This is a genomic window from Thermanaeromonas toyohensis ToBE (assembly GCF_900176005.1).
GTDB lineage: Bacteria > Bacillota > DSM-521 > Neomoorellales > Neomoorellaceae > Thermanaeromonas > Thermanaeromonas toyohensis.
The window spans coordinates 2,574,936-2,590,882 of record NZ_LT838272.1; the positions used below are offsets into that span (position 1 = coordinate 2,574,936).

Annotated in this window: 7 protein-coding genes; 1 reads left to right on the top strand and 6 read right to left on the bottom strand. The window is 49.7% G+C overall.

Annotated elements, in window-relative coordinates; all coding sequences use genetic code 11:
* Positions 1-78 precede the first annotated feature (78 nt).
* Positions 79-2,820, top strand: coding sequence for a transglycosylase domain-containing protein (locus tag B9A14_RS13220; RefSeq protein WP_157109963.1), 2,742 nt, complete (start codon positions 79-81; stop codon positions 2,818-2,820).
* A gap of 35 nt (positions 2,821-2,855) precedes the next feature.
* Here B9A14_RS13220 and B9A14_RS13225 read toward each other — a convergent pair whose 3' ends face one another.
* The 6 genes from B9A14_RS13225 to nuoF form a co-directional block, all read right to left on the bottom strand.
* A complete protein-coding gene (locus B9A14_RS13225) occupies positions 2,856-5,252 on the bottom strand; it encodes an endonuclease MutS2 (RefSeq protein ID WP_172839163.1) in 2,397 nt (798 codons plus the stop codon).
* Positions 5,253-5,279: 27 nt separating this feature from the next.
* The gene (locus tag B9A14_RS13230) at positions 5,280-7,778 is read right to left on the bottom strand and encodes a U32 family peptidase (RefSeq protein WP_231968023.1); all 2,499 of its coding nucleotides are present in this window, start codon (positions 7,776-7,778) and stop codon (positions 5,280-5,282) included.
* Between the two features lie 175 nt (positions 7,779-7,953).
* Positions 7,954-8,112, bottom strand: a complete 159-nt coding sequence (locus tag B9A14_RS17300; RefSeq protein WP_157109964.1) for a hypothetical protein — start codon at positions 8,110-8,112, stop codon at positions 7,954-7,956.
* 437 nt (positions 8,113-8,549) lie between these two features.
* A complete protein-coding gene (locus B9A14_RS13235; RefSeq protein ID WP_157109965.1) occupies positions 8,550-10,841 on the bottom strand; it encodes a sigma 54-interacting transcriptional regulator in 2,292 nt (763 codons plus the stop codon).
* A gap of 224 nt (positions 10,842-11,065) precedes the next feature.
* Complete coding sequence (locus tag B9A14_RS13240) at positions 11,066-12,787, bottom strand: NADH-dependent [FeFe] hydrogenase, group A6 (RefSeq protein WP_084666299.1); 1,722 nt, start codon at positions 12,785-12,787, stop codon at positions 11,066-11,068.
* 73 nt (positions 12,788-12,860) lie between these two features.
* Positions 12,861-15,896 carry an NADH-quinone oxidoreductase subunit NuoF gene (gene nuoF, locus B9A14_RS13245; protein ID WP_084666300.1) on the bottom strand — a complete coding sequence of 1,012 codons (3,036 nt, stop codon included), beginning with the start codon at positions 15,894-15,896 and terminating at the stop codon, positions 12,861-12,863.
* Between the last annotated feature and the right edge of the window lie 51 nt (positions 15,897-15,947).

Genomic DNA, 15,947 nt, shown 5'->3' on the forward strand with positions numbered 1-15,947 from the left:
GCATAAGGTATAACGGGGTTCAAGCTACCTGCGTGCTATGTTATAATGGAAGAGTGTAAGGAGGTCAGAACCAGGGTCATGGCCCGAGAAAAGAAAAAAGTACGGCGGCTAAATATCGTGCGGCTCCTTTTCTTGCTTTTAGGGGTACTTTTCCTTCTACTCCTTGGCGCAGGGACCGGCTTTGCTATTGGAATTTTTAAGAGCCTACCACAATGGGAGCCAGGCAATATAAAAATGGATCTTACTACCACTTTATATGACAAAGACAATAGGCCCTTCGCCACCCTCCATGGAGGAGAAAACCGCCTTCCTGCCTCCCTAGAAGAAATACCGGATCATTTAAAAAAAGCAGTAATAGCCATTGAAGACGCTCGTTTTTACCAGCATCACGGTATCGATATCAGGGCTATCCTCCGGGCTGCAATCACCAACCTATTACACCACCAGATAAAAGAGGGCGGGAGCACCATCACCCAGCAGCTAGCTAAAAACGCTTTTATAGAAAATCCCCAACGAACCTTGAAACGTAAGCTACAGGAAGCTATTCTAGCCCTCCAGTTAGAACATCTATATACTAAAGACGAAATCCTAGAGCAATACCTCAACATAGTTTATTTCGGCCCCGGAGCCTACGGAGTTAAAGCTGCTGCTGAAGTCTATTTTGGAAAAGATGTTAAAGACCTAACCCTAGCTGAAAGTGCTCTCCTGGCTGGGGTGATTCAAAGCCCTGCCCGTTACTCACCCTTAATCAAAGGCAATGAAGAAGCAGCCAAAGAACGCCAAGCCCTGGTTTTGGCCAATATGGTTAAGTATGGCTTTATCACCCAGGAACAAGCTGACCAAGCCCTGAAACAAAAGCTTGTATTTAATTCTAAGCCACCTCAAACTACACCTAAACACCCCTATTTTGTGGATGCCGTAATCGAAGAGGCCAGCCGCCTTCTAGAGGAAAATGGTATCGATGCTGGGGAGCTCTTCCGAGGCGGCCTCCATGTGTATACCACTTTAGATCCTAAGATCCAGTCCAAAATAGAAGAAGTCTATAGCAACCCGGCCAATTTCCCCAAAAGCGCGCCTGACCGCCTAATTGAAAGCGCCATGGTAGTCCTTGACCCCCATACTGGGGAAATAAGAGGGCTTATTGGGGGAAGGCAATACACCGCCCGCCGGGGCTTAAATAGAGCTACTCAGGCCGAACGCCAGCCTGGTTCCACTATCAAACCCCTGGTGGTCTATGCTCCGGCACTAGAAAAGGGTTTTCCACCGGCTACAGTAATAGACGATGTACCTACCACTTTCCCCAGCTCCCCTAAACCCTTCACCCCTGTAAACTACGACGGTCGCTACCGAGGTTTAATCAGTATGCGGGAAGCCCTCCGCTGGTCGGTTAATGTGGCAGCTGTTAAAATGCTTTATACTATTGGAGTAGACACTGGATTTGAATTTGGCCGCCGGCTAGGTTTACCCTTGAAGGACAGTGATCGCAATTTAGCCCTAGCCCTGGGTGGGATCACTTCTGGGGTAACCCCCTTGCAGATGGCAGCAGCGTATGCAGTATTTGCTAATGGTGGTGTTTATATCCCCCCTCATACTGTAACCCGCATTACAGATAGGTTTGGCCGGGACCTAATTGTAAACACGCCTAAACAAAAAGTAGTAATGAGCGAGCAACTGGCTTATCTCATGACCGATATGTTACAGACAGTAATAAAATCGGGCACGGGCCAGCGGGCCCAAATAGGTCGTCCGGCGGCGGGAAAAACTGGAACTACATCCCTCCCCGATCTCCCAGCTTTTAAAGGTTTATCAGGAGAAAAGGATGCCTGGTTTGTGGGTTACACTCCCGAGCTAGTAGCTGCTGTTTGGATGGGGTATGACGAGACGGACCCCAAGCATTACTTACAAGGGGTAGCCGGTGGTAGCTATCCGGCCCTCATATGGAAGCAAGTGATGCAGGAGGCTTTAAAAGGCGTACCGGTTAAAGATTTCCCACGGCCACCAGGAATAGTTTATGCTGATGTGGATGCTAAGTCTGGTCTCCTACCCAGCGATTTAACTCCTAAAGAGTTTATAGTTAAAGAGATATTCACTGCCGACATGGTACCCAAAAAGGTATCCGATGTATGGGTTAAGCTAGAAGTCTGCGCTACTACCGGGCAATTGCCTTCGCCCTATTGCCCGCAACTAACTACAGGCGTTTTCCTGAAGCGTCCGGTCCCGTACAACGGGCCTATACAGCCGGAAGATGCGTATCTAGAGGCTCCCAAAGAAGTTTGTACCTTGCATACTTCTGGCCAGGCTGTGAAGGTTAAAATATGTACCGACCCGCGCCATAAGGGTAAACCCGTCCTAGCCAATATACCGGGCCCAGGCCAGCAGGGTGGGTGCCCGCCCCAGTACGTTCAAGAGAGAGAATTTCCTCCAGGCGCTGTACCCACTGAGCGGTGCAGCCTCCCCGATCATCAAGTGATTAACCAACAGTCTAGTGGCCAGCCTGGTAGTCTTAAGCCCCCCCCACCGCCGGAACTCCAGGTTCAAGTGGATGTAGGTTTGGGACAGGGTCGGGCCCAGGTAAGACTCTCTTGGTCCAGCGGTGGTGAAATAGAATACCTTTATTCCGTGGAACGCAGGGACGAAAACGGCCGCAAAAATCTCTCTATAACCCGAGAAACCTCTTACGTGGATAGCTCTGTTAAGCCCGGAAAGACATATATATATAGGGTTATAGCCATCGATCCCCTGACCCAGGTTAGTAGCTCTTCCAATGAAGTTACAGTTAATATACCGCCCAGTGCCAAATCAGAAAATAAGCCTCCGTAAGGGGGAGGCTTTAATGGCAGCCTATTTTTTCAACTCTACTTCAACTCTACCACTGTAACCCCGCTGCCTCCTTCCCCAGCATTACCGAAGCGGAAACTCTTAACTAAGGGATGGGTGCTAAGATACCGGTGCAGGGCTGCCCTCAAGGCACCGGTCCCCTTCCCATGGATAAGGCTCACTATCTTGAGACCAGCAAGGTAAGCATCATCTAAATATTTATCTGCCTGGTGGCAAGCCTCCTCTATAGATAAGCCTCTAAGATCGATCTCCGGCCTTAAAGACCGGGTAGTCACCTGGACTACCCATCTACCTTGCTCCTTACTTTTTTCCCTTTTTTCTGGAAGCAGCCGCAGTTCATCTAACTTTACGTTTACCTTCAGGGAGCCTACCTGGACCAATACCTCTCCTTGGGAAGTGGGGAAAGTCAAGACTTGGCCTTCTTGGTTTAGGGCTACAACCCAAACCCTCTCACCAGGGGAAACCATAACAGGCGGGACACCATTTACCTCCGGTTGGTACTCTAAAGCCTTATCTGTTATTTCTTTACTTAAAAGACCTAGCTGTGTCCTAACCTTGTCCAAGGTCTTTATCTTATCTTTGTATCCTTCTTCCGCTAGAGCTCGCTCTACCTGTTTCCTTATTTCCCGGACTTCTAACTTAACCCGCCGGATTAAATCATAAGCTTCACGCCGGGCCTGTTCTAATAGCTCACCAGCCTTCTTTAGGGTTTCCTCCCACTCTTTTTCTGCCCTTTCCCTTATCTCCTTAGCTTGCTCGCGCAATACTTCTGCTTCTAGGAGGGCCTCTCGGCTAGCCTGGCGATCTTTAGCCAATGCCTGGATCATTTGGCTTATTTGGACCTGCTCTTCGGAAAGGTAAGCCCTGGCTCGCTTAAGGACCTCTTCAGGTAAACCTAACCTTTGGGAAATAATAAAAGCGTTACTTTCACCTGGCGTACCTATAAGCAACCGGAAGGTAGGCTTTAAGGTCTGGCTATCAAATTCCACCGCTGCATTCTCTACCCGCGAAGTCACATAGGCATAAGCCTTTAGCTCACTATAGTGAGTGGTAGCCACCACCTTGGCTCCCTGAGAAGCTAGGTAATCTAAGATAGCCATCCCTAAAGCAGCGCCTTCTGTAGGATCCGTCCCCGCTCCTAATTCATCGAGCAAAACTAAGGTCCCGGGCCTTACCTGGGATAAAATGGATATGATATGGCTCATATGGGAAGAAAAGGTGCTTAAGGATTGTTCGATGCTTTGTTCATCCCCGATATCAGCAAAAACAGGACCTGCCACCGATATTTCAGCTTCCTGGGCTGGTAAGTGCAGTCCGCATTGGGCCATTAAAGTAAAAAGCCCTAAAGTTTTTAAAGTTACCGTTTTACCTCCTGTATTAGGCCCTGTTATTATCAAAATGTCAAAATCTTCACCTAACCATAAAGTGATAGGCACCACTTTTCCTTTTAGGAGGGGGTGCCTCCCCGCCACGATCTTCCAACGGCCTGTAGTATTTAGAGAGGGAGCCACGGCGTCCATTCTTTGACTTAAAAGGCCTTTAGCCAAGATAAAGTCTATTCTAGCTAGGGCCTGCAAAGTTCGGGTAAGTTCTTCCTTCTCTCCTCCCACAAGGTTGCTCAAGGAGTAAAGGATAGCCTCTATCTCACGCTCTTCCTCAGCAGCCAAGCGTTTAAGCTCATTATTTAGTTCCACCAAAGCTAAGGGCTCAATAAAGAGAGTAGCACCGCTAGCTGACTGGTCGTGGACTAGGCCAGGTATCTGGTTACGGTATTCCTGCTTAACTGGAAGACAATATCGGCCTGCCCGTATAGTATATAAGTTATCCTGGAGATACTTTTGTATCTCAGAGGATCTCAAGTACCCCTCCAGTTTCTCTTTTATTTTTTCTTGTAGAGCATAGATGCGCTGCCTTAAGGCTAAAAGTTTAGGGGTGGCTTCGTCCTTTATCTCACCGTCCTCCCGGACAGTCCGGGCTATTCTTTCCTCCAGACGTGGAAATTCTCCTACTCGGCTAGCCCAGGACTTAAGTATCGGGAAAGCCCCTTCTACTTGCAAAAGGGTTTTTTTAAGGCGCCTCCCTGCAGCCAGGGTACTGGCCACCTGCAAGAGCTCTTCTCCAGTAAGGACTCCTCCCACCCCAGCTCTCTCTACCAAAGCCCGAATATCCTTAATACCTGCCCGGTTAAAATCCGGAAAAAGGCGCCATAACCGGCAAGCTTCTTCTGTCTCCGCCTGCCGCACTTTAATCTCTTCTTCATCCGTTGTAGGCTCTAATCTTTCCACCAGATCTTGCCCTAACGGTGAACTACAGCAATCTTTAAGCTGGGCCAAGATTTTACCCAACTCCAGTTTTTCTATAGTCTTAAAGATCAAGTCACTTGCTTCCACTGCTATTCCCCCATGCTTCCCCATCAGTTGCTGATATTTTTTATAGTCTTCCTATACTACGCCCCGGAAGTAATGCCCCCTAGTTATTTCCCGGCCCACATATTTTTCTACCTCACCGGCCAGTACAGATAAAGCCTCTATCTCTCCTTCTTTCAAACAGTTTAGGGCTTCCCGGTAGATTCTTGTTACCCGGCGTACATAAGAACTTTCTTTTTCCCGCAACTCGAGGCGTACCAGGGTAACTCCTGTACCCCTTAAAAGACTTAAGTGGGCAAGGAAATCCAGGGTTTTGGGATTGTACAGGTAAAACCGGCAGCGGGTATCTGTGGTTATGGAAAAAACAAACCCCAAGCGGTCCTTTAACCCATACCTGGCCTTTCGGCAGGGGGCAAAGCAAGGCTTCCTTCCTTCCTTGCCACCCAATCTTGCTCCCAGCACGCAGTGGGCAGAGAGCATTAAAGGCAAGCGGCCGTGGACAATTACCTCTAATGGTAGAAGGGCCTTAATCCCTTTTATCTCTTCTAAGTTTAATTCCGGGGATAGGGTGGCACCCTCAAGGCCCCAAGCCTTAAGGTTTTGAAGGGCAAAATCGTTAAATATGTTAAGGGTATAATCCCCCCATCCGGTTAACCGGTACTCTTTAAGCAACTGTAAACTTCCTAGATTACCCACTAAGAACTTTTGTCCTCCCGCTTGCAGCCACCTTTCTAACTCCCGCCGGATATGGAGTTCCTCTTTCTCTTGCCATAGCCGGGGGAAGGCTATAAAAAATTCCTTGCCCTGCCGCTCAGTAGCTTTACAAAGGCTCTGTAACTCCGAAATAGAGATAGCCTTCTGCCCTTGCCATACTTCCCCACCCAGATACACCCTTTCAGCACCGGCCTCTAAGGCGGCCAGGGCGGCCTCGTAGCTTCCTACCGCTACAGAAAGGGAAGGCACCCGCGAGGCCTGTTTTCCCTCTTTATCCCTTAGCAAGCTAGCCAGGGTAGTCACAAATTCCTGGCGTGGCGGTACAGAGCGGGGAAAGGCTTCCCGGCGTTTTAAACTTAAGTTCGCTAGGGCCTCTCGCCTTACCTGGTTAATTATACTTAAAGGTACCATGGGCGTACCATGAAGGTTAATTTGCAAGCTTTTAAGCTCATACGGGGTATTGCCTAGCCGATCCAGCTGCTCCTTTAAAACTTCTTCTGTTAAAGGGTGTTTTATAGCTATTTCCGCAGGGGCAGAAGAAGCCGCCTCTCCTATGTGACCTTCTTCATCCATTACCTTCACCTTGAAAAGTTGTCCTGGAGAAGCCCATACCTCCATATGGATAGGTATTTTCCGGATTTCCCGCTGGGAAGTATAAGTTCTTCTGGCCCAGGCCAGGAGGGAGGCATCACTGGTCTTGAATACCCGGTCTCCTGGGCGAGCTTGAGGAGGTAGTTCCAGGGAAACCAAGGCTCCCGCTGGTGCTTCCTCCACTTTCCTCCCCCAAAGCCTTATATCCTCCACTACAAGCCCTGGGTGTCCTCCTCCACGTACCCAAACCTCCACCCCATCTCCCTGGCGTAAGGGAGCTTCCAGCTTAACAAGGTAGCGACCGCCTTCCCTTTCCACCACTCTCCCTAAATAGATCCCCCGGTTGCTGGGGCGGCCATAGCTCATCAGCTCAGCCCCAGGATCACCCAGAAGATAGCCGGGGGTGAAATCCCGGTTGAAAACCTGGGCTACCTCCCGGATCTCCTCTGGATCTACAGTAAAGCCTTGGGGATCTTCTAGATACCGGTCAAGAATCCGGCGGTAGGCCCGGGTAACTACAGCTACATATTCGGGCCGGCGCATCCGGCCCTCGATTTTAAAGGCATTGACTCCCGCCTCTATAAGACGGGGCACCAGTTCCAGAGTACAGAGATCCCGGGTACTTAAAAGGTGTTCCGCCCCTGGTTCTAGCTCCTGCCCTTTAGCATCTACTAGAGTATAGGCCAACCGGCAGGGTTGAGCGCACCGGCCGCGGTTACCGCTCCGGCCGCCCACCATACTGCTTAGAAGACACTGGCCGGAGTAGCAGAAACAAAGGGCGCCGTGAACGAAAACCTCAAGCTCAAGTTGACACTCACGTCTTATACTAGCGATCTCCTTAAGGGATAATTCCCGGGCTAGTATTATCCGCTTAAAACCTAGTTCACCCAAAAGCTTGGCCCCAAGAGCATTAGTGACCGTCATTTGCGTACTGGCCATAAGCTTAAGATCCGGTAAAACCTGCCGAGCCGCCCAGGCCAAGCCTAAATCCTGGACTATAACCCCATCGACCCTGCTGTTGCCCAAGAAATATAAGTAATCTATAGCCTCCTCCATTTCCACATTCTTTACCAGAGTATTTACTGTTACATATACTCTAACGCCCCGCTCATGGGCATATTCTATAGCTTCTACTATTTCTTCCCGACTAAAATTTTCCGCCAGCTGCCGCGCGTTAAACTCCTGTCCGCCCAAGTAAACGGCATCCGCTCCGTTAGCTATAGCAGCCCGCAGCGCTTCCCTATTTCCAGCGGGGGACATAAGCTCCACTAAAGTCAAGCCTTATACATCTCCTTACGATATACCGCGTTTGTTTTTATTTTACCACAACTCGATATGGCCCCCTTAACCAGTTAACATCCCGGTCCCAAAAAACAAAAAAGCGCGAACGACCGCGCTTCTAACTAACCTCCACCTGGTAGTTCTGTATTCGGTATTTCTAATGTCAGTTCTGTTCTATCCTGGCTAGTATCTGGTATATAGGGTCTTTAAGGCTATTTTCCCCTATAAACCACTCCCAATTAGAACGCAAGTTATTATATTTTTCTTCCAACCGGCCATAGGCTTCATTTAGCTCCCTAAGCTCTACCTGGAACCCCCACATATGATTCTGCCCTCCTAAAAATTTTTGGTAAAGATAACTTCCAGGTATCAACCTTATACCACCCAGCCACCCTTTAAATAAACTTATCCCTCGGTTAGTGCTTCTATTTTAACATATTTTTACTACACTTTAGAATTGCCTCCCCTCAGAAGCAAATTTTTAACGCCCAAAGGTAGAAAAACCAGGATAAACGGGATTGTGAATTTTTTCTTTAAGACTGCCTTTCTAGCTCTACTTTAAGCTCCTAAGCAAAAATCATGCCAAGGATGGAAAGTCCAATAACAAAGCGGGGTCACACCGAGAAAATAAAAAAGGCTGGCCAGCTTTAAGCTAGCCAACCTGAAAGCAGGTGGTTCATAATTTTGAATTTCCCTGGAGATCCGTTCAAAAGTATCTTGCGGGTTAGGGGTGATGTTAGGTGGATTCAGTTTTTTGTATTACATTCGGTTTTCCGAATATATCTTGGCCATCTTGGGAGAAAGGCGGTATCGTTTAAGCATCTCATTTAAGGTACTGCGTTTCAATCCCAAAATTTCGGCTGCCCGCGCCTGTACCCATTTGCTCTCTTCTAAAGCCTTAAGGAGTAGCTGGATCTCGTAAGCCTCTACAGCTTCCTTGAAGGTCATCCCTTGGGTATAAGCCCAGCCCGCCGCCTTGGCCGCCCGGTTACGGAGTTCCCGGGGGAGGTCCCCTAGTTCTATCTTATCTCCTTCACAAAGAATAGCTGCCCGTTCCACTACGTTCTCCAGTTCCCGTACGTTACCCGGCCAATCCGCCCGCACCAAGGCGTCCATGGCTTCGGCAGTGAATCCTTTAATCTCTTTACCTAACCTTTGGCAAGCTCTTTCTAAAAAATGCCGGGCGAGCAACGGAATATCATCCCGCCGCTCCCGCAAGGGAGGTAGCCATATGGTAACCACATTTAGGCGGTAAAAGAGTTCGGGTCGGAAGCTCCCTTCCTTAATGGCCTTTTCCAGGTCCCGGTTGGTGGCGGCGATAACCCGTACGTCCACTCTACGGGGCCTGGTCTCCCCTACACGGATGAACTCTCCTTCCTGTAATACCCTCAAGAGTTTACTCTGTAAACTCAAGCTTATATCCCCTATCTCATCTAGAAATAAGGTACCCTGATGGGCTTCCTCAAAAAGGCCCCGCTTGCTGGTAATAGCACCGGTGAAGGCCCCCCTGGCATGTCCAAAAAGCTCGCTTTCCAGGAGGGCTTCAGGCAGGGCAGCACAGTTAATGCTTACGAAGGGGCCGTCACTGCGGAGGCTCCGGTAATGTATAGCCCTGGCCACTAACTCCTTTCCCGTACCGCTTTCCCCCCGGATGAGGACTGTAGCATCGGTAGGAGCCACCTTTTCAATTAGCCGGTATACCTCTTGCATGACCAAGCTCTTGCCTACAATATCGCCGAATTGCTTGCGTACTGTTCTAAGCTCCTGCCTAAGCCGCAGGTTGCTTTTTTGTAACTGTAAAATTAAATAAGGCAAGCACATCTTATTTTCTGCAAGTCCCTGATAAACGGCTATAGCCTTCTCGCGGCAGGAGGAATAGCCGCAAGCACCGCAATTTAGTTCGTCTTCCGGTCCCATCTTACCTAGTTCAGCCATGATAGCCCGTATATCAGCTTCGCTAGGTTGCGGTAGATGTACCCGGTGGTCCCGGAATTCACGGCGCAAGTTCACCCCATTAAGGTGAACCTGGGTAATAGCCGAACTTACCTCCGGAGGCCGAACTTCCCCTTGCTTCCCCAAAGCCAGACCCTGGCGGGTAAACTCAGCTACCAGGCGCCGGCGGCGGAAAAAGGAATATTCATTTTGCATCATGGGGCCTTCAATACAACCTTTGCAGAACAGCATATCCACAAGCTGGGGTACCATCTTACCTTCATTGGCTGCCCTAAGGAATTCCAAGCAATCCTCCCGCCCCTCGATGACTAGCAGCCGGCTTTCCAGCACATCCGCCATCATACCGGCACTACGCAAAAGCCCTCCGCCAATGGGATACAGGCGCCCCAGTTGGGGTGGGGGATTATCAAATTCTCCGTCTCCCAGGGAGGTTATCTCTATTCCCCGCTCTGTGAACATCTGTTTAAGCTCTGGGTAGGTTAACACTGCATCTATGGCACCCGCTACTTCTTCAGCCCTTGCTTCGTCTTTCTTAGCTACGCAAGGCCCTATGAATACAACTTTGATACCTGGACCTAGCTTCCTTTTAAGATAGCGTCCCAAGGCTACAGCAGGAGAAACGATGGGAACAAGTTGGGGAATAAGGCGAGGGAAATATTTCTGTACTAGATTAACTACTGCAGGGCAAGGGGTACTGATGAGACCTTGGCTTTCCCCGACCTCTTCCAAGAACCTTAGGTATTCTTGGGTCACCAGATAGGCACCAAAGGCTACCTCGTGCACTTCATAAAAACCTAATTTACGTAAGGCAGTCACCACTTGTCCAGGCCAGGCTGGATGAAACTCGGCCACAAAGGAGGGAGCCAGGCAGGCTATTGTTTTCTCGCGTTGAAGGAAATTATTTACTATTTCTATTTCGCTTTCTACCATTTTGGCTTGTTGAGAACAAACTCGCACGCAATATCCACAAGCGATGCACCGTTCGGGTACTACTTGTGCCTGCCCATCCACCACCTTGATAGCTTTAACCGGGCAGTTGCGAACGCAGGCATAGCACATACGGCATTTACCTGTGATTGTTCTCACTATACCACTCACAAGTAAAATATCCCCCCTCTTGTTCCTTAAAGTATTATATAATAAAGCGCCTGTTTTAGGGAAGTCAAAAATTTGAACCATAAGAATAAAAAAGGGAAGGCCACCTTTGTACAGTACCTCCCCAAAACCCCTATTTTTGCCGTGAGTAACCCCCTTTTACTTCTTACTTGCTTTTTCTTTTTTATCTCTTTATCTCTCTTGACCCCACCCTTTTCGTGTCCCTTCTAATATTTCCCTCGCGGTGTATAATGGGTATGCAGTAGATGGTGGGATTTCTCGCTTAAAGGATGGCCCAAGAACTCCCGGTACAAGGCCTGGATGGAAGGATTCTCATGGGATTTACGTATGGACATACGCTCATCCGCAGTATATATCCCTGCCATGCGCTGGGCTCGGATCTCTTCATTAGTAGGAATGGGTTGACCACCGCCACCTATGCAACCCCCAGGGCAGCACATGATCTCAACGAAATGATATTCCTCCCCACCCTTGACCCGCTCTAAAATCTTACGGGCGTTCCCTAAGCCATGGGCCACAGCTACTCTTACAGGAGTTCCGTCGATTTCTAGCGTAGCTTCTTTAATGCCCTTTAAACCCCGTACCTCGTGAAATTCTAGACGAGGCAATTCTTTCCCCGTTATAAGTTCATAGGCAGTCCGCAAGGCAGCCTCCATCACACCACCTGTAGCCCCGAACAGCACCGCAGCGCCGGTGGATTCCCCTAATGGATCGTCGTACTGTTCTTCGGGTAAGCTTTCGAAATCTATCCCGGCTTCCCTTATCATACGGGCTAACTCCCGGGTAGTAAGGACATAGTCAACATCTTGGTAACCGCTCGCCCTCATCTCCGGCCGCTGGCATTCGAACTTCTTTGCTGTGCAGGGCATGATGGAAACTACCACCATCTTGGCCGGATCAATCCCTACCTTTTGAGCGTAATATGTTTTGGCTACAGCTCCAAACATCTGCTGAGGCGACTTGCAAGTGGATAAATGGGGGAGGAACTCCGGATAAAAGTGCTCCACGAACTTTATCCACCCTGGGCTACAGGAGGTTAGAAGGGGTAGCCTTTCTCCCTTTTTAAACCTCTCGATAAATTCGCTACCCTCCTCCATAATGGTAAGATCCGCTGCAAAATTTGTATCGAATACCCGATCGAAGCCCAAACGCCTTAAAGCGGCCACCATCTTCCCTGTATTGATGGCCCCCGGAGGATATCCGAACTCCTGACCCAGGGAAACGCGAGTAGCCGGCGCCGTCTGAACCACAACAAACTTTTCTGGATCAGCTAAGGCAGCCCATACCTCTGACGTGTAATCCCTTTCATATAAGGCGCCTACAGGACATACAAGGGTACACTGACCACATTCTACGCAGGCCACATCCATTAGTTTATCCTGGAAGGCTGGAGCAACTATTGTATCAAACCCCCGCTCCAAGGGAGCTATGGCCTTTACGCCCTGGACTTTCTCACAAACAGCCACACAACGGCGGCACAAAACACATTTAGCAGGATCCCGGACCAAGGCTGGCGTAGAAGTATCCGGCGCTTGATAGTTCACCAGGCCGTTAAACCTCACTTGCCTTAAACCTAAGCTCTGAGCTAGAGCTTGGAGTTCACAGTTTAAGTTGCGAACGCAGGTGGGGCACTCCATTTTATGGTTAGAAAGCAAGAGCTCCACGTTCAACCGACGGGCAGCCCGGACTCGCGGGGTATTGGTGCGCACCACCATGCCCGGGGTCACCGGCGTAACACAAGCAGCCGCAAGATTCCTAGCTCCTTCTACCTCCACCACGCACACCCGGCAAGCCCCGATCTCATTGATCCCTTCTAGGTAGCAGAGGGTAGGAATATGGATACCGGCTTTCTGGGCCGCTTTCAATATGGTAGTACCGGGTTCTACTTCTACCTGGAGGTTATCGATGGTAAGGGTCATTTTGTTCATCCTTTCGCCTCCCCAATGGATACTAGATTTAAGCCTTGGGTAACAATCTACCATAGGCCACCCATAGAAAAGGTTAGTCTCGTACATCGCAACGTAGGCAACGGGCCGCTTCCATAACTGCTTGTTCCTCGGTAAAGCCTAGTTCCACTTCAGCAAAACTATCCAGGCGCTTCTCCACCGGCAAAAGACCGGAACAAACCCGCGCCGTCTTTTCTTCTAGCACTGGTGCAGTACGCTTACGCTCCACTTTATATTCAGGTACCACCACGCCATCTCCACCCAAATACTTATCGATGGCAGCAGCAGCTTTCTTACCCGAGGCTATCGCAGTTATGACTGTATCAGGGCCGCTCACACAGTCACCGCCGGCAAATACACCAGGAAGGTTGGTGGCCAAGGTCTTCTCGTTAACCGCTATGGTTCCGGCCCGAGTAACTTCTATATCCGCTGGCAAGCCCTCTCTATCCACCGTCTGACCAACAGCTGCGATAACCACGTCTACATCCATGGTAAACTCGGAACCTTCCACGGGTACGGGCTTACGGCGGCCGCTCTTATCGAATTCCCCTGGGCGCATCTTCTGGCACCTAATAGCCTTTACCCGTCCCTTTTCACCCAGAATAGCTACAGGAGCTGTTAAGCAGGTGATGTGTATCCCTTCTTTTTCCGCTTCATGTATCTCCTCCCGGATGGCTGGCATATCTTCTTGGGTACGCCGGTATAAGATATACACTTCTCTAGCCCCTAACCTGCGGGCTGACCGCGCAGCATCCACGGCCACATTACCACCACCTATAACGGCTACCACTTTATCCTTTACATCCACAGGACGGCCCAAATTGAGTTCGCGCAAGAAACTGACCCCTGAATAGACTCCTTCTAATTCCTCACCCGGTATGTCTAGCTTTAGTTCCCGGTGGGTACCTATAGCTAGGAAAATGGCCTGATATCCATCCCGGCGCAGGTCCTCCAAGGTGAAGTCTCGACCTAAAGCCGAGTTAGTACGGATCTCCACCCCTAGCTCCGTGATATTCTTTATTTCCGCCATTAAAATCTCCTTCGGCAACCTATATTCAGGAATACCCACGGCCATCATGCCACCAGCCACCGGCAAGGCTTCAAAGACGGTAACCTGGTAGCCTTTGAGGGCCAGGTAATGGGCTGCTGTCAAGCCCGCAGGTCCAGAACCGACGATAGCTACCTTTTTCCCGTTGGTCGGAGCCACTTCAAGCTTAGGTAGTTTGCCGTTAAGGGACAAGGCAAAGTCTCCTGCGAAACGTTTAAGGCTCCGGATAGCCACTGCCTCATCCATTTTGGCTCTATTGCACTTACCCTCACATGGGTGATGGCAAACACGGCCGCAGACTACAGGGAAAGGATTTTCATACTTTATAACTTCATATGCCTCTAAAAATTTGCGCTGGCGGATAAGATCAATATAAACAGGAACATCTACATTGGCCGGACAGGTATTCTGGCAAGGTGAATTAAAGAGGGCAGCACATACAGAAGCCGGGCAACGCTTATCCCTTATGTGGGCCTCATATTCTTCACGGAAGTATCGGATGGTACTCAATACTGGATTGGGCGCTGTCTGTCCTAGCCCGCATAAGGCAGTATCTTTTATTCTCTGTCCCAACTCTATAAGTAGCTCGATATCTCCTTCCTGGCCTTGGCCCTTAGTAATACGATCCAGAATCTCCAGCATCCTGGTGGTACCTATACGGCAAGGAGTACATTTTCCGCAGGATTCGTCTTTAACAAAGTCCAGGAAAAACTTAGCCAAGTCCACCATGCAGGTATCCTCGTCCAGGACAATAAGGCCGCCTGAACCCATGATAGTTCCCAAAGCGGTTAGCGACTCATAGTCGATGGGTACGTTCAAATGTTCAGCCGGTATACAGCCTCCGGAGGGACCACCAGTCTGGGCGGCCTTGAATTTTTTACCTCCTGGTATACCTCCACCTATATCGTAGATAACCGTACCCAGGGTAGTACCCATGGGTACTTCTACCAAGCCATTATTTTTGATCTTCCCTGCCAAAGCGAAAACCTTCGTACCCTTGCTCTTCTCTGTTCCGATGGAAGCAAACCATTCCCAGCCGTTACGGATAATGGTGGGGATGTTGGCAAAAGTTTCTACGTTATTTATTACTGTGGGCTTCCCCCACAAGCCCGAGATAGCGGGGAAGGGTGGACGCGGCCGCGGTTCACCCCGGCGCCCTTCAATAGAGGCTATTAAAGCCGTCTCCTCGCCGCATACAAAGGCCCCGGCACCTAAACGTATATCGATGTCAAAATCAAAACCAGAATTAAACAGGTTCTTACCCAAAAGCCCCTTCTCACGGGCCTGGCTTATGGCTATTTTCAAGCGCTGCACCGCGATGGGATATTCGGCCCTTACATATACATAGCCCTGGTTTGCTCCAATAGCATACCCGGCAATAGCCATACCTTCCAGGACAGCATGGGGGTCGCCCTCCAAGATGCTCCTATCCATAAAGGCTCCAGGATCGCCTTCGTCAGCGTTGCAGATAATGTACTTTACCGGACCGGGTGCGCGGTAGGCGAATTCCCATTTAAGGCCGGTAGGGAAACCGCCCCCTCCCCGTCCCCGGAGCCCTGACTTTTTGATAACCTCAATAACTTCTATAGGCTTCATTTCGGTAAGTACCTTGGCCAGGGCTAGGTACCCGTCGCGGGCGATATACTCTTCAATGGATTCTGGATTGATCACCCCACAGTTCCGTAGGGCTATACGTAATTGGTGCTTAAAAAAAGGTATCTCTTCAAAGCTTGAGACAGGCACTTCCGTCTCCGGCTGCTTATAAAGCAATCGCTCCAGTACCCGTCCCTTTATAAAATGTTCTTCTACAAGCTCAGGTATATCTTCGGGCCGGACAGTGCAGTAAAAGACACCTTCAGGGTAGACCATCATATTAGGGCCAAAACGGCAAAAACCAAAACAACCAGTTTCTATTACCTTGATCTCCCTATCCAGCCCCCGGTTAGCCAATTCCTGGATCAAAGCCTCCCTAGTAGCTTGGCTGTCAGAGGCTGTGCAACCGGTGCCAGCGCAAACTAATACATGGGCGCGATAGAACTCCATGACCTCCTTAACCTCCCTTGAAAGAATAGCGCTGCTTTAGAAATCAGTTGT